Annotated in this window: 6 protein-coding genes; 2 read left to right on the forward strand and 4 right to left on the reverse strand. The window is 52.4% G+C overall.

Annotated elements, in window-relative coordinates; translation table 11 throughout:
* Positions 1-348: 348 nt before the first annotated feature.
* The gene (locus QEH54_RS00335) at positions 349-2,307 is read left to right on the forward strand and encodes a methyl-accepting chemotaxis protein (protein WP_309016613.1); all 1,959 of its coding nucleotides are present in this window, start codon (positions 349-351) and stop codon (positions 2,305-2,307) included.
* Between the two features lie 534 nt (positions 2,308-2,841).
* On the opposite strand, the gene QEH54_RS00340 is transcribed toward QEH54_RS00335, so the two are convergent.
* Entirely contained in the window at positions 2,842-4,458 is a 1,617-nt protein-coding gene (locus tag QEH54_RS00340; protein ID WP_309016614.1) for a DUF5597 domain-containing protein, read from the reverse strand.
* Positions 4,459-4,494: 36 nt separating this feature from the next.
* Entirely contained in the window at positions 4,495-8,625 is a 4,131-nt protein-coding gene (locus tag QEH54_RS00345) for an FG-GAP-like repeat-containing protein (protein ID WP_309016615.1), read from the reverse strand.
* Between the two features lie 263 nt (positions 8,626-8,888).
* Between QEH54_RS00345 and QEH54_RS00350 the strand changes: the two genes are divergently transcribed.
* On the forward strand, positions 8,889-11,246 hold the full coding sequence (locus QEH54_RS00350; RefSeq protein WP_309016616.1) for an alkaline phosphatase D family protein: 2,358 nt from the start codon (positions 8,889-8,891) through the stop codon (positions 11,244-11,246).
* A gap of 46 nt (positions 11,247-11,292) precedes the next feature.
* Here QEH54_RS00350 and QEH54_RS00355 read toward each other — a convergent pair whose 3' ends face one another.
* Both QEH54_RS00355 and QEH54_RS00360 read right to left on the reverse strand, forming a co-directional pair.
* Entirely contained in the window at positions 11,293-13,578 is a 2,286-nt protein-coding gene (locus QEH54_RS00355) for a beta-galactosidase (protein WP_309016617.1), read from the reverse strand.
* A 190-nt stretch (positions 13,579-13,768) separates the two neighbouring features.
* Positions 13,769-16,678 carry a TonB-dependent receptor plug domain-containing protein gene (locus tag QEH54_RS00360; RefSeq protein WP_309016618.1) on the reverse strand — a complete coding sequence of 970 codons (2,910 nt, stop codon included), beginning with the start codon at positions 16,676-16,678 and terminating at the stop codon, positions 13,769-13,771.
* Positions 16,679-16,766 lie beyond the last annotated feature (88 nt).

Below are 16,766 nucleotides of genomic sequence, written 5' to 3' on the forward strand. Positions count from 1 at the left end.
AGAGAGAAATTGGTGTATCTCCAAAGAAGCTAGCTTACAGGGTAACGCTGACCGCTTGTTGATAATCCAATTACCTCGGGGGACACTGTAAGATTGTTCACGCTGTCAAAACTGAGAAACAGGAAAATTCCGGACCTAGAAATGAGGTAAAATGTATGCAAAACTCAAAACATAATGTACAGGCGTAGGTTTGCTGGTCGATGAAATGCTGACTATCAAATCACTGAGTAACTCGGTTTCACTTGCTCGGGACCTCCCTCATAAATAAACTAGGAAGGGCATTGTGGCGATGAAAAGTCTTTGCTCGGTCTCCTCTGTCATAAAATTTTACCTTCGGTTTTTTATCCCATGAAGATCAACCAGAAACTATTTACAATATGCGTGCTTCAGATTGTTGCGATTGTTGCTTTTGCGAGCTTTATTGGAATCAAGAACTGGAGAGATGCTCGTCGGATGAAGGATGTGGTGCTCTTGACGGATCTCTCTCGAGAACTAGCAAATGTAGCATCTACTTTCTGTAACGCTAACTACTTTCAGAACGTTTTTAGCGAGTCGTTTGATCAACCACCAACCGATCGTGCGGGGTGGCAGGAACCATATCGAATCCATGCAGGAAAGGCATTGGAGGGAATCAAGCAGTTAAGAGTGTTCATCTCCGAAAATAGATCATCGTTCTCGAAAGATGTACTAGGAGTTGTCGAGGGTTTTAAGACTGTTCTTTCTGAGTCAGAAAATGCCTTAGAGTCGGTTTATCAATGGAATGCTCACAACCCTGTGAGGTTGAATAATTCTACTGCTTTGTTTAGCTCGATCGAAAAGAAACTTTTTAATACCTACTCTGATTTTATTCGTTATGCAAATGATGTTGATATTAATCGATCATTGCAGAGTATTAGAGGCGCTCTTTATTTGCAAAGTTCATTTTGGCGGATTCGAGAAGGAGTCACGTTGGTCTTTAGGAATCATCTGCTCGAATCCTCGCTTATTGGCGAGGTAGTGGGAAATCTACGGTCTCACAAAGATTTGATGGCTAATGTTTCCGGGGTCTTAGGCCTTGAGGCTAAGCGACTTTTTGAGGAGCTGGAAGAGGGGGCCTACTATTCAACTCTTCTAAACAATGCTCTGTTTTTAGAAGGGTTGATTGTGAATTCAGGTGGCAACTTGTCGAATGAGAGCCTTGTTCTTATAGACGAAAGATCAAAAATGGTCTCGGAGGAAGTAAATGAAGCCTATTATTTTGTATGTGACGAAACTGGTCTTTTACTAAATAAATTATCAGAGTCGGCTTATATGGTTGCACAGAATAAAAGAAATGGTGTCGTTTTGCACCGCAATTTAGTTCTTGGTTCAGCATTCTTCTGTATACTTTCCTTGGTCGTCTTAAACAGTCGGTTTTCTCATTCAATCATTAATACTTTGCGGAAAGCGACATCAGAACTTGAGGTGAGTGTGAAACAGGGGTTAGCGGCTGCTAGTCAGATTTCGCAGTCGAGCGAGAGTCTGGCAAAAAGCGCAAGCGAAGATGCGGCTTCAATTGAGGAAATCAGCGCGGGATTGAACGAAATTGACAATATAACTGAGAGAAATTCAAGGCTAATAGAAGAAGCAAGGAGTCAATCTATCGAAGCAGGCAGAGTGGCTGACGAAGGAAATGAAGCTATGCGAGAAATGAGTCGGGCTATGGACGCCATCAAGACCTCCAGTGAAGAAATAACAGGCATTATTCATACTATCGAGGAGATTGCTTTTCAGACCAATATCCTCGCATTGAATGCGGCGGTTGAGGCTGCGCGAGCTGGGGAATCTGGAGCAGGATTTGCAATCGTTGCCGATGAAGTTAGGAATCTAGCAAAGCGGAGCGCTGCTGCGGCAAGCGAGACTGCTCAGCGAATAAACGCCTCTCTGGACAGTGCGGAGTCTGGCGTGCTGATAAGCAAAAAGGTTGCCACTAGTCTACATGATATTCTCGGTAAGGCGAAACTTCTCGAAAACAGTTTGGAGAAGATCAAGGTGTCCTTTGGCGAGCAGTCTTGTGGTGTGAGACAAATCGTGCAGTCAGTCGGTGAAATCAACGAGACGAGCCAGCGAATCGCAGCGAGTGCGGAAGAAAATGCGGCTTCTTCAGGTGAAATGCGTGGGATTACTCGGATTGTTCAGCGCAATGCGGATATCATTGATGCAATAACAGCTAGAGGACTTTTTAGGAGGCTATCCATGCCCGAAGTTGATTATGGCTTGGTTGCGAATAAGATGAGAACGAAAGTGGTTGATCGCTTCGAGAGACACGATCGGATTGGGATGAACTAGCCCTTACTTGAAACTCGCAACATCATCCGACATTTGCGATACACCTCGCAGAGAGCCGATCAAGGACCGCTGGAAACGAGACAGTGGCGACCTAAGCGCAAGGCGTGTAGGACGATTCCATGCCGGGTCCCGTGATCAATTGCGATCCGAATTCCAGCTCCGAAAGTCACAGCATCTTGGCTTTCGGAGTTAGTGTACTATTCCAATGCCTATTCCTAGTACAAGGGGCAACAGCGGCTTTCCCCGTATTGGGCGGACGGCAAATCGTTCTAGTCTTGTATAACCTAAGATAGTTAAAACCGCCGCTCGAAGCGGGACTACCAGCGGCGTTCAGCGAGCCGCGGGGCAGCCTTTATAGCTGCGCCTCGATTGTCTAATACTACGACATACAAAGTAGCGTCTTCAAGGTTGCCGATTCCCAAGAATACTCGTGATGGCAGAGGAACACCGTTCTCGGCAGAGAGACCAGTGATGTGTATGTAGGAGTATACAACAGACAAGATGCCCTTGGAAACTCGCGAAGATGTGGAATGCCTACCAGTATCTGTAAAGTCTGCAGATACTGATTCCGGTCGCTTGCTTGTTGGCCAGAAGAGCCCCGTCGGGGGATTCGAAATCCAAGAATCGCCAGTGAACGCCTCGCCCCGCTTCGTCGCCGTTTAGTCGTCGTCCGGGCGTCCACTCCCCATCTTTGAATCTGCCTTCTTCGATTGATTCGATTCCGGCTCGAATCTTCGTCTCTCCCGATAGGGAAAAGGCTACCTGGAAACCAAATCCTGCTCCGATGAAGGTGTCATTGTCTATTTGTAGAATCAGTCCTCCCGCTTGTTTGGCATCTTGGCCGAAGGCTTCGTCGAGCATGATCCGCAGTTCGTATCCGCCTAGTTCGCGTCGTACATTTGGAGTTTCCTGATTGAGTATGAATCCAACGGACTTGCCGAACCCCTGGAGTCCAAGTATGGTGGGTGCAAGTTGCTTCAGAAGATGAAAGCTTTTTTGGATACGATTACTTTCTCCAGGCTCAATAGAATCGATGGCAAACGGTGAAACTCCCACACAGTCGTGCTCTCCAATCGGGTAGAATAGTTGGGTGGCGGCTAGGTCGTTCCAATGCATTTCCGGGATGAAGAGAGGGTTTTCTCTACGAGCGTACCTTCGGCACCACTCGGTGAATTGCGGCTGGTAGATGTCTGGTGCGAGCAAGTCCAGGGTGGGGGCAGCAATTTGCCAAACATCCATGGTGTGAGGTAGTGGCCCGCCGCTAGGCCACTCGCCCGGCCTTTGACCTCCGCTGGCCACGCCGCCTGGTCCCGAATCGAGGCTGCTTAACCATGCGTTGGCGAAAAGGGGCAAGGGATACTCTGCTCGTCCGGCAGCTGCGACGTGTTCGATATAGGAAGCGTATTGCCAGGCCATGAAGAGCTCGTCGGTTGCCGTTCCTTCGCCGAACACGGTTGACCAATTGCCCTCGGTCTTGCTTCCGTTCTCTCGCCAGAGGCGAGAGAGATCGCCGTTTTTGTCGGCCGTGCCATCAAGTAGATACTGTATCAGCTTTGGAGGGACATCAGATGAATATGCGTCCATGGCTGTGGAACTTCGGTCACGAGAGTCGCCAAGGATGCCTACCTCGTTCTCCACTTGCGCCATGATCACGGTGTTTTTTTCGCCGTCGCATTCGCGAAGGTGTTGCATCAAGCCTGCAAAGGCCTTGGCATCCGCTTCGCGAGCATTGATGGAAAAAGTGGATACGATTTCAAGCGGGATGTCTCCGGTAGTCTTTGCCCGTGCGAATCGATCGCTGTCCCGTTTGACCCAAGTCGGTACGTAGTTGGACAAACCGTTTTTCCAGGTTCCAAACCAAAGCAGGATCAGTTTGAGGTCGTGAGCCCGTGCCGAGGAAATCAAGGAGTCGACTAAGCTAAAGTCGAAGTGTCCTTCTTCGGGTTCGAGCAATTCCCAACTAACGGCTGCTAGAACGGTATTTAGGTTCAACTGCCGCAGTTTGGGCCAGAGTGGGGCTAGGAATTCGGCACTCGAGGTGCTTGAATTGTGTAGTTCGCCTCCTAGGACGAGATAAGGCTGACCCTTGACGATAAGTTGGGTGGCGGTGCCCTGTTTTCTCAGATGGGGAAAATTGGAAGGTGATTGCATCGTAAGTAGTGGCGATTGAAGCGTGTCCGTGAGACTTTACTTGATCAGCTCTAAGCTTAGGGTGCTATGCTCCGGAGGTGATGCTTCGTTGTGGTATACCAATCTGTAGACTCCGGGGCTGAGGGTGACATTCAAGGCTGCTGCTCCGTTGCCTAGCTCATTTCCAGCCAGATCGCGTCTGTTCATCAGCGTGGATGCGATTGAGCCGCGAGAGTGTTCGGTCCATATCTGGTTGGAATCGACAGGCTTCCAGTTGAAGTTGCTCCAGTCCCAATAGTAGAGTCGTAAATCTGCCATGTGATTACCGCTAGAATTGATGAGCAGTACGGCTGGGCCTGTCCCTTCAATGTTGAAGTCGATGATCCGCAAACCCTCAGTTGCATTGACTTTTAGCACCTCGACTCGGCTAAGCGTATCCGTCGAGAACTGGAGACGAGCGGCGTTGTCGTCGTACGAGAAGTATATGCTTTGGGGGGCTAGGTTCCGTGTATCTGAAGGGTCGTCGGTGAAGCGAACTTCCAACGGCGTTTGGTCCATATACCGAACCAGCAAGTTTTGGTTGGCGTCAGGTGGGCTCGAGACAATCAGGTTGTCGAGTCTGGTAGTGTCGTTGTAGCCAGCGAGATCGAATACTTTTAGAACCGAATCGACGCCGACGCGAGCTCCCACTTTGCGCCCCATGAAATCGTCCGCGGCTATATGCACTCCACAATAGATCCGAGCCACGCCAGTTAGATCGGCCGCGTCGTAGTAGGTAGCCACTTGAATGGATAAGTCCTCGCTCGGGCCGTATTCAACTTGCAAGTACTTGCCTTTCTCGAACTTAAATTCCTTAAGGCCTCCGGGAAAGAAAGGAGATCCGGTGAGTAGGGTCATCACTTCGGCGCCGGCTCGGGAAAAGGTGGAATGGCCGGAAATGTAACCTGCGAAGTTTGGCGTGGGGAAGGTGCGCAGGTGGTAGGGCCCCCAATCCGCCGCTCTTACCCATCCGACCCCAGAGGCGCTTTCGCGTGGATTGTTTGGGACACCTCGCCAAGAGAAAAGGGCCAGTTCTCCGACATAGCTGTTGAGGTGAGCATGTCGTTGTCCAATTGCTGAGCTTTCGGAGGTGATTAGCTCGATTAGGCCATTGACCAGTGGCAGCCCCAGGGGGTGGTAGCTTTCAGCGTTTGGATTGCTGCTCTGGCCGAGCGAAGCAAGGTAGCGAACGAGTGAGATGGGGCGGATGGAGTCGTATTTCGATTTGATGGTCCAAGCGGCGATGGCGGCATCGTGGAGGGCTCCGTTGAGCGCGAGGTAAGCGTGAATGTCCCACTCCAATGGGGAGAGTTCCTGACCGACTCCACCAAGTCTTCTGACGAAGCGAGGATCGTCGGTCGTCTGGTTGTGGAGCATGTTCCAAACGCCCGGAGGGCCCTCTATACCGGGGCCATCGGACCAGAACTCGGCGGTTAGGCGGTAGTAGTCCCCTTGGTTAACGGGATTGGGTTCGTAAGGTTGGCCGGTGACAGGGTTGAGAGCGTGACCTAGGCCGTCTTGGGTAAGGTAGGGATTGTTTTGTCCGGGCGCTCCTGGTGAGACATCGATGATGATCTTCTGACCTGGATCGAGGATAGAGGAGGCTCTGATGACCTCGACGATTTCAGCGACGAGCTGGTCGTGGCTTTCCTCACCAAAACGTGGTTGCGGACCGGGATCGATCAGGATCGTTGATTCGGTTGGTTTTTCGAGTGCGAATGGATTTACCCAGTTCCAGCCGGGGGCGAGGAAGGTTTGCACTTCGGGTCCAAGGTCTATGCCGTTCTTGGTGATCGATTGGGGAAGGTTCAGTGGTTGCCAGCGGTTGGGGTCGTTGAGGCTTACGCCGGATGTACCATAAACAAGGGGTTCGTTGATTGGAGTGTATCCGGTGGTGTCGGCGTAGCCGTTGGCTTCGTTGGAACCGTCTTCTAAGGAGACGGTCAAGATGGTTTGTCCGATACGATTGCCCACGGACGCGGGACTGTATCCATCGATGGATGCGTATTTCGGATCGTAGCCCTGCTGACTCATGAAATCTTCCAAGGCCAACAATATGGCTTCGTGATTGAAGGCCTTGCGATAGCGCTCTCTAGCTACAGTGTAGACCGCGTGAGAAAGAGCCTCCGCTTGAGCAGCCTCGCGATTTCCTTGCCAGTGGCTCGAATTGAGGTCTTCACGGTGGAAGACAGGGGATGCGTTTGTCCAACCTTCAGGTTGGTACGCCCAATAGGCATCCCACATGGCAGCGGAGCAATGGTAGAACGTACGTGCTACGATGGGGGGATCCGGAAAGTTGATACGTGCACTATCGAGGATTAATTCATTCCATTGGCGTGCAATGTTGCGATCGGAGAAATCGGACCGTACACCCACGACGAACTCAGCGCTCTTGGTGGAGCCCGCATTGTTTGTCGCGATCGAGTAGTAAGTGCCCGCATCGCGCGGTTGCATGTTTTCGATAGTGATCGATCTACCTTCGACACCGGAAAGTAGTTGCCCATTGCGGTACCAGGTGACTCGTGGACGGATCTCGCCGTCGAAGGAGACGGATAGGTTTAAAACATCTCCTCGATTGATTACCAGATTTTCCGGTTGTTGTGTGAATGCCGGCAAGGTATCCCCAGCGAGCAATGACTCATCCTCAATTATTGTCAGTAGTTGATCAGCTGATACTCTTGATAATTCTTGTACAACTCCGCTGGGCCAACGAATTGATAGACTGTGTAGAGGCGCGTCGACGGCGGGAAATCCGAAATGGAGATACGGGCTGAGTTGAGCGAGATAAGCATTAGTGGGATTGAACTCTCGTACGTAGGAAGGTCCATTCTCAGTGGGCTGAAGGGTTACAAAAGCACCAATTCCGTCAGTATTCGATATTCGGCCCTCAAGTCCGATTTTCAGCCAACTATTCGGTGCGGGAGACTCGTTTTGAAGAAGGGTGGGGCGGCTGTGCTCATTGACATAAAAAATATCGAGAGCTCCATCATTGTTGAAATCAAAGGTTACAAGGCCAGAGCCAATAGATCGCTGGTTTGCGTTCTCGGTATGGGATACATCGGTGAAAACTAGGTCGCTGTCATTACGAAACAAATACATCGAGCCTTCGTGGCTTACATGAATTTCGTCAATGTCTTGCTGATTTACCAAAACGATATCGAGGTCGCCATCGTGGTCGTAGTCGAAGAAGTTGGTGCCCCAGCCCCAACCCGATCGGTTGACTCCTGCTTGTATCGATTCGTTCTTGAACAGCCGATTGCCTTGATTGATGTAGAGGGGGTTGTCGTCTGTCGTTAGGATGTCCTGCAAGCCGTCAGTATTGGCAAAGGCGATTGTTGTGACGAACCAGTCTAAGTCGCCGTCGTTATCGACGTCGCCGATGGCCGTTCCCATTCCGTGATGCTCGAGACCGACCCCTGAAGAATTCGTAGCATTGGTGAAGGTACCATCGGCGTTATTCCAATGTAGGGCACTGGTGCTGTAGTCAGAGGTGGTCGCGATGTCTGGCCAGCCATCTTGGTCGAGGTCGGTGATGGAAGGAGCGAAGATCGCGATGCCCGCGCCAGGGAAGAGGTAGTCAGATGATTCTGTTATGTTGGTGAAGTGGCCTGGGTTTGTTTCACCTTTGTTCAGGAAGAGGGCATGGTGCTCGGTTTCTGAGCCTTCGCTGTGGTTGACACCCCAGCTGCCGATGATGACGTCGAGGTAACCATCGCGATTGATATCGCCTACGGTCACAGCGGTAGCTTGGTGGTTCAAGGTCGTGGTAGTATGGTCCAGCCCTTGATTTTCAGCAACTTCGCGAAAGCTACCGTCGCCATTGTTCAGATACAAGAAATGACGACTGTGGTAGGCTGAGCCCACGATCATGTCTGAGTCTCCGTCATTGTCTATATCTGCCCAGGCGGCAACATTTCCCGCATTGGCAGTATCGAGTCCCAGCGGGTTGACGACCTTTGTGAAAGCCCCTCCGTTGTTTTGGTAGAGGATGTCGTCCAACTGATAACGTACAATGTAGATGTCTAGCCATCCGTTGCGGTCGAAATCCATGACGATTGGGGTCCCTCCCCGAACAACGAAATCGTTTTCATTTCCAGCGATCCGCTGGTAGTCGTCGATGCCGACAGCGTCGGTTACATCAGAAAACACAGCACATAGCTTTGGGCTGCTAATCGATAGGATGGATAGCAGAGCGGCTACAAGTCTGCAGACGCAATTGTGATACAGGGACGTTTGGGGCATTGTACTGACCACTAGTGACATGGCCACAGGATAATGCTCGCAAAGGTAGGGTTGGTGTTGCTCTTGTCGATAGAATTGCGTGCAATATGCAAAAAAAAGATTGTAGTCTCCCCCCCAAGCATCTGATGTATTTAATCTATTGAAGCTAACCCCCTCTTTCTACATCAATCATGAAGCCAGTTTCCCGTCGAAATGTCCTTAAGTTGCTGGGAGGCAGCGTATTATTTGCAAGTAATGGTTGCGTCTCGGAGCGGAGCAATGGATCTAGCATTACACGCAGCTCGGTGATTGACCCGAACGATGCTTGGTCTAAAAGCCATGACCGAGTTTGGATTGGTGGAGACTTTTGGGCGAATCCAATGGAAGACTGGCGAATCGCCAACGGAGGAGCTGAATGCATCAGTTTCGGAGGAAACAGAAGTGTTCACTCACTTACGCGCTCGTTGGCGAAGCCAAATGGCGATTTTCTCATGTCTGTGACGGTTTCGCGACTGGGGGAATGGGGTAATGACGGTGGAGGAGGGTTTAGAATCGGAGTCCGAAGCGAGATCGATGAATACCGTAGTAATTGCTTCGTTCAAAGCGGATTAGATGCAGGCATTAAAGGTCGCCAGCTTGTCTTAGGGAACGAGAGTTTGACCGTGAGTGAAGGGTCTATGGCTGCCGACGTACGGCTTACTTTGTCGGGTACGATAGCAGACGGGAAAGCCAATTTGAATTTGGAGGTTCGCTCTACTTCGAGTGATTCTGTTCTCGGTGTGATAAGAACCACCGTATCTGATGCGCTTGTCTTTGGTAACGTGGCGATTGTAAGTAATTTTTCGATACCTTCAATCCCTTACGATCAGGAACAGACTCAACTGAGTAGCGCTCGCTACCGATTCGAGAATTGGACGATGGAAGGCGATGCGTTCTCGGTCGCTGCCGAGCATGCGTTCGGTCCGATCCTTTGGTCGATGTATACGCTTAGCGATTCGCGTTCGGAAGACGGCTTTGTGCTAAAATTGAGTGCATTCACTGGCCCTCTGGGAGCCCACGATAACAAGAGGGTCGAGCTGCAGTGCGATCACGGATCCGGATGGGAGTCCCTAGGCTTCGCGAATCTCGATTCCGACGCTTGGGTAGCCACTTTTCGAATACCGAATTGGAGCGAGAAGAAGGCCGTTCCTTATCGATTGGTTTACCGGGAGAAACATCGAGACCAGAGCGAGACCCCAGCATATTGGGAAGGTGTTGTGAGAGCTAATCCAACGGGGCCGTTGCGAATGGCAGGGCTGACTTGTCAGAACGACTACGCCTTCCCGTACGAACCTGTCGTAAAGAATGTGAAGAAATTGGATCCGGATCTTGTTTTCTTTTCTGGTGACCAGATCTACGAGAACCATGGCGGATTTGGGTACATTCGTGAACCTGCGGAGGGGTCCATTTTAAACTACCTCAGAAAATTCTACCAATTTGGATGGGCATTCAGAGAAGTGATGAAGGATGCTCCGACGGTTTGTCTTCCAGATGATCATGACGTGCTGCAGGGTAATCTCTGGGGAGAGGGCGGGGCTAAAATGGAGAATCCTGATAAGGATCCCGGGGCGTCCATTTTGGGAGGTTATGTTGAGCCTGTAAGGGTAGTAAATGCCGTCCATAGAACGAATGTGGCACACCACCCTGATCCGTACGATCCGACGCCGGCGGAAAGGGGGATTAGTGTTTATTTTGGAGACATGGTGTATGGTGGAGTTGGCTTTGCCATATTGGCGGATCGCCAGTGGAAGAGTGGTCCCGAACGCATCGGAGTAATCGTTGGGCATACAGGGCGGGATGAGGATCCGTTGTTTGTTAATCCGGATTTCAATCCTGAGGGACTTGAACTTTTGGGAGAGCGCCAGGAGCGTTTCTTGAAGGTGTGGGCCGACGACTGGAGAGGTCACAAGCTTAAGGCTGTGTTGAGTCAAACGGTGTTCGCAGGATTGTCTACGCATCAACCCCGCCCGGATCGCTACTTGAAATACGATTTCGATGGAAGCGGCTGGCCGCCTCGCGCTCGGAATCGAGCTATCGGGATCATGCGGACTTCGATGGCATTGCACATTTGTGGTGACACTCACCTCGGCACGTTTTCCCAGTACGGAGTCGAAGCTCAGAGAGATAGCAATTGGGCGTTTTGCACGCCTGCGATTGCGGCCGGCTGGTCCCGTTGGTGGAACCCCGATGACGTGCCGCTTCCATTCGAGAATCGACCGAGTCATGACTTGCCGAATACAGGAGAGTACCAAGACAGCTTTGGCAACAAGGTGTACGTCTATGCGGTTGGAAACCCGCAGGTCGGCACTTCGTCAGATCGCTATAAGAAAGCGCATCAAAAGGGCAGCGGTTTTGGTTTTATTACCTTCGATACCGTGGCCAAGACCTACACTGTCGAGGCTTATCGTTTCTTGGTCGATGCCACGGACGGCAACCCCGCCAACCAGTTCCCTGGCTGGCCAGCGACTATACAGCAGCTCGAGAATCGAGGCGAAAACCGCCTTTCCTAGGGGTGATGTTCCTGGTATTCGAAAGGCAAGCGTAGGCTAGCTTTACTTAATCCCCGTATTTGTTCTGGTACAGGTTGCGGTTGAGCTTTTTGGCTGCATCCACCATTTCGGGATAGGGTACGTCGGCGATGGTGACAAAGCCAACATTGTAGTTCTCGCCGTCGTGGGCCCGGCCGGTGAGCGGGGAGTCGATGTACTGGAACCAATGGGCTCCGACGAAGTAAGGGTTCTCCAATACGCTTTCCATGTACTCGGTGTACATTTCCGCCCGGTCCTTCTGGTCGGCGGCCTCGATAATGCCTGAATCAAAAACGCCGGAATCGCGGGCTCCGAAGTGGTATTCGCCGATGATGCAGGGAAGGTCCATATCTTTGAGGTGCTCCCACTTCTTCTTGCCCAGTCCCTCGCGGTAGTGATTGAAGCTCATGACGTCGACGTACTTCTTGGCTCCGGCCCGGACTTCCTTGCTCATGCCCCAGCTGGCGAAGCGAGCGCCCATGTAAAGGTGATTAGGCAGAACGTCCTCGAGGGCGTCGTGCACAATGCGGAAGTAGGTGCTAGCCAGATCCTCCTTGAGGATGGAGAAGTCGGCGATCATCTCTTCCGAGTGTTCCGTATCGCGGAGGTCGGCATTTTGCTCGAACGCTTTCCAAGAGGCGAAGTCGGTGGCCCACATTTGGTTGAGCGCTCCGATTTGTGGATACTTCTTCTTGAGTATTTTGACAAAAGCCTGCTTGGCCGGGCTATCGGCTAGGGGTTGACGCAGGGCGTCGAGAACTATGCCATAGGTGTCTTCGAGGCCCCAGCTCATTTCGTTGTCGACGAAGACGCCGATGCACCAGGGGCTATTGAGCACTTCGTCGGCTATTACCATGGTGGTGTACTTGGCTCGGCGTTCGAATTCAGGGTCGTAGGGATCGGGGATCGGTCCCCAGTAGTCTGCTCCTGAATACAGGCGCTTGAAGTCGCCGATGATCCAGCCGTTGGCGAAGTAGGGAAAACGCTTGGCGTGGTAGAACTCGGGCGCGACCCAGTTGCCGAAGGAGGTGAAGCCCCAATCGATCATGCGGTCGAGCGTGATGTCGCGCCACTTCTGCAGGTAGGAGCCCGGGAAGGTTTCGCCGTAGCGGCGTTCCAAGTTGGCTTGATAGAAGCTGAAGGTCTCGCCGTGGGGAACTGGCCCCTTGTGCGTGGATCGGCGGTAGCTGTAGTGGTTGGCTAGCTCGCTGTCGTATTCCGGCAGTTCGACGAACATCTTGTGTCGCGTTTTGTCGATGATGTAGCGGGTTTGGCGTACCTTGTCGGAGACGCTGACGATGCCGACCGAGTCTTCTGGCGTGACGTCTTCAGGATCGCGGTAGCGAACGGAGTCGTCGCGGAAGTCGACGCCGGTGAAGGTGGATGTATTCGCCATACGGATATTGGCGATGCCGGAGGAGAAGAAGATGTAGCCGTCGGGATCGATCAGAGCCCATTGTCCTTTGTATTTGTGGGTACGGAAGTGGCCCGTCGCTTCGAACTTGGGGCCGTCTTTCCAGCCGCCCCAAGAGCTGCGGTCCTGCATGGGCTTTGATACGGCGAGCGCTCGCATCTCGGCGTCGGCTAGTTCCTTGAGGTGGCCTTCGTTGGTGACGTTGTACTTGATATCACGCTTAGCGTTTTGTCCGAATTCATCTACGATATCGACTAGGAAATCGGGATCGGTTTTGGGACTGGAAACGAAACGCAGGTTATCGATCACGACCGACTTATCGTGAATGATACTTTGAGTGCCGATTTTGAGCGACTTCACCTTTGAAAAGTCGACTGCGTATTTGTGTCCTCTCACGATCATGCGCGTCGCGTCGAGCGCGAAGGGATCGGGATCGTCGCGCAGGCCGTAGTCTTCGCCGAGGTGTTCGCTTTTCAGTTCGAAGTAGTAGCTACCCGAACTGCGAGCGGGGATTCCTACCGCTCGGCGGATATTATGCCCCTCGGCGTTTGTGACAGTGATGGCGAGGAATACTGAACGATCGCTGGGATTGTATGCGTCGTAGCGCAGATGGAAATCGCCGAGGCTGGTGGTGTCCCAGGGCTGGGCGGGAGTGATTTCGAAGCCGGCGAAATCGGTATCCACCTCGAAGTCGACCTGAAGGGCCTTTTTTCCGTCGCTCACGCCTTTGCCCGAGACGAGCTTGATCGTGGCATTTTCGGCCTTTGGATCAAGGCCGGCATCCGTCTTTTCGAAGGAGGTGATGGGGATTTCCCCAGCGGAGTTGGCAGCGCCAGCAGCGAGAAACGTGAGGACGCTAGCCCATTTCGATGGCGATACAGTAATTTTTCTTTTCTTCATAAAACTGTCCGAACGGCATTTTATCCTGTGTTTTGGTGTCCCATGCAGTTTGGCTATTTCTTTTGCTTCGCTAGACCGTTGGGGAGGGAATGCGAAAGGGTGCCTTTGCGCCGCGGTTCAGGCAGATTGGGAAGACGGTAACAGAGCGGCCCACTGAATGAGGTCGCTCTGTCGCTGTTTTAGAGGGATGTTACCAACGGAAGGTGTTGGTGAGCACCAAGGTCTGCGGGTTGCCTCTGCTGTAGGTCTGCACGATGGGAGTCGTGGGTGCGGAGGCAGCTACAGTGTGTCGGGTGACGAATGGGTCCTCGTCGCCGATATTGTTGATGTTTAGCTGAACTTTCCAATCTACACTGTCCTTCAGGATCTTGCGCTCGTAGGAGGCGTGTAGACCAACGTTAAAGGAGTCCTCTCCGAAGAAGGGGTTGTCTGCATCGACCACAAGTCCAAGTTCTGGGTCTTCGCGGAACGCAAAGCCGGTGGCTGGCTTGTCGCGCCAGATCGCGTTGCCACCGAAACTAATGCCTTTCATCGCTCCGTCTGAAAAGGAGTAGCTGGTCAAGAGAGTGGACTTGTACTGGCGTTCGTTGTTCTTGTAACCGCCGACTTGAGCGAGTTGAAGTGCGAGATCGGTCAGCATTTGGTCGTAGAGTTCGCCGACGGTGATCTCCTCTTCGCGATCGGGTACGATGACAGCTGCGTTGGACTGGAAGGTGGGGCCGTACTCATCGATCAGGTCGAGAGTTACGGGCACGACATTCGAATCGAACGTTTTGTAGTGATCGACTCCGAACATGATCCGCCAATTGCGGGTGATGTTTCCTGTCAGTTGGAATTCCCAGCCCTCGGATTTGAGGTCTTGGGTATCCGAAACCTGAGCGATGTCGTGGTATTCGTTGATGCCAACTGCACCGAACAGGTCGTCCAGGGCGAACCAGACAGGACGCCAAGAGACGGATGCGGTCGAGTTTTTTACGTCCATGTCGAAGATGGTAAATACTCCGCTGATTTTTCCATCCATAAGGCCGAATCGGAAACCAAAGTCTTCCGTCTCGCCTGTCTTTGCGGGTAGGGTGCTATTGTCTGGCCTGAGGTTGAAGTTGGAGGCAGCGAATGAGTCCGCTCGATTGAAGAAGAGTGAGAAGTGATCGATGGGGCCCGCGTTCTCGATAGCGTGAAATACGATGCCTTGATTCGCTGTGTTGGGCTTTGCCCCGGAATTCAAGGTATCGATCGCGTAACCAATTTCCCGAGCAGTAAATCGGACTTCTTCTCCCCCTGTGTCAGGCGCAGGGGAGGTACTGTATTGATAGATTTCGTCTTGGCGCCAACCAAGGGTAGGCACAATACGATCGTCCCAGAAGCGACCTTGCCAGACGAAGAGGGCAGAGTCGATTTCGGTTCTGTTGTTGGTGATGCCGCTGCCATTGATTCCGTTTTGCCAGCTGTAGTTGTTTCCTGGTACTGAGTTGAGCATGCTCTGAAAATCGCGACTCCAGGTCGGCCCCGAGAGCTCCTTATTCTCCAAGTCGACGTAAGTGATGACGCGTCCAAGGGTGGCGCTTTCGTCGGCCGCTGCCGTTCCTTCTGGGATGAGGCGCAGTACGTCCCAGTAGAACTCGTCGGTGTTCTGTTCGAGCATTGCCACAAAGTCATGTTTGCCGAGCCAGGCGAACCGGTCGTTCTCAGCGAAATCGTGCCGGACCGATCCGGACAGGCGCGCCCCTCGCAGGTAGCGATCCTGTTTCAGGCGGAAGCTTGGAGTCGCTAAGGCGAAATAATCGCCGAAGTGTGGATTCTCTGTGATCCCGTCGTCGAGGGTTGTGTTGGCGTCGACGAAGAGGTTGCTGTTGCCGGCTGCGATGAAGTCATAGAGCATGAACTCGTCGTTGTAGGCGAACTCGAGGTTTACTTTTTCGCTGGCCCGGTACTGGACAACGCCTTGGTAATTGCGTCCGGAGAAGTATTGCGACCCAGCAGTTCCGAAGAAGTTGAAGTCTAGTGGGGCGAATTCCAAAGGCAGTGACGCGGCCGAGCCGTTGATCAGCCGTGTAATGTCACCTTGGGCGAAATTTCGCAGGTTGATCATGCGTCCTGAACCATCATTGACAAAGGCGACTTGGTTGACGCTCGTCATCCGGGCAGTTCCCGATGGGTAGGACTCGGCGGGGATGTCTTCGCTTGCTGAAATATCGACTCCCGGGCGTCCGGCTGCGATCCAAGCTGAGACACGATCGCTGCCCACGGAGGGGTCCACGGCGGCTCGGTCCCAAGTCATGTGTTCGGTTCGGAACTTGACGGATAGCTTGTCGTTCGGCGTGTAGTTAATTGCCGAGTATATGCGGCGTTGGTCTTGGAAGCCCGGTTCTATCCAGTGGTCTTGCTCGTCGCTGAGCAGATCGATTCGAGCAGAGAGAACATCTTCAATGAGTACGCGGTTCAGTCCGATGCTGGCACGTAGCGAACCGTGCTCGTCGATGCGGATTTCGGCCTCGTTGGAATTGGAAAAAGTGGCGTCCTTAGTGGTTCGGTTTACCAATCCGGCCGGTTCTCGTGTTACTCCGAAAAGCACAGCGTTGGGGCCGCGGGAAATTTCGAAACGTGAAGCGTTGTAGGTGTCGGAGGGGATATTGGAACGAAACTGGTTGCGTACAATGTTCTCGACTTGGACACCGCGGAAGATCGTGTTGTCGCCCCAGAATTGAGAGCGGGCGTTGCCTCCTCCGAATTGGGTGTCGCTTCGTTCGGCTCCTGGTGTGTAGATGAGCATGTCATTGACGCTCGATGCTGCGGTGTCATCCCAGAACTGCTCGGTTAGGATCGACATGGTGGTCGCTAGGTCCTTGACCGCAGTGTTGAGTCGAGTGCCGGAGAGCGTGTTTTCCGCGACGTATCCGGAATCGTTGGACGAGTTGACTTCGAAGGGAGAGAGCTCGAATATTTCCTCTTTTTTGTTTTCGCTTTCTTGTCCGTGTCCGGCCATAGCGAGGTTCGACATCAGGATTGCGAGAGCGAAGCGGTAGGTTGTCGATCCGCGTTTGCGAGCATTGTTCTCGCGAGGAGTTGCAGCGCAAGCGCTGGCTTTGGGTTGCTTGTTCATCGTTGGGGTGTTTCGGGTTTTACCATTGTCCTTCTGGGCGAAGGAAAAAAACGGTTCTCTGTCGCTTAGGACAAGCCAAGGGGTCTCT

The sequence above is a fragment of the Pelagicoccus sp. SDUM812003 genome (genome assembly GCF_031127815.1).
Classification (GTDB): Bacteria; Verrucomicrobiota; Verrucomicrobiia; order Opitutales; family Opitutaceae; genus Pelagicoccus.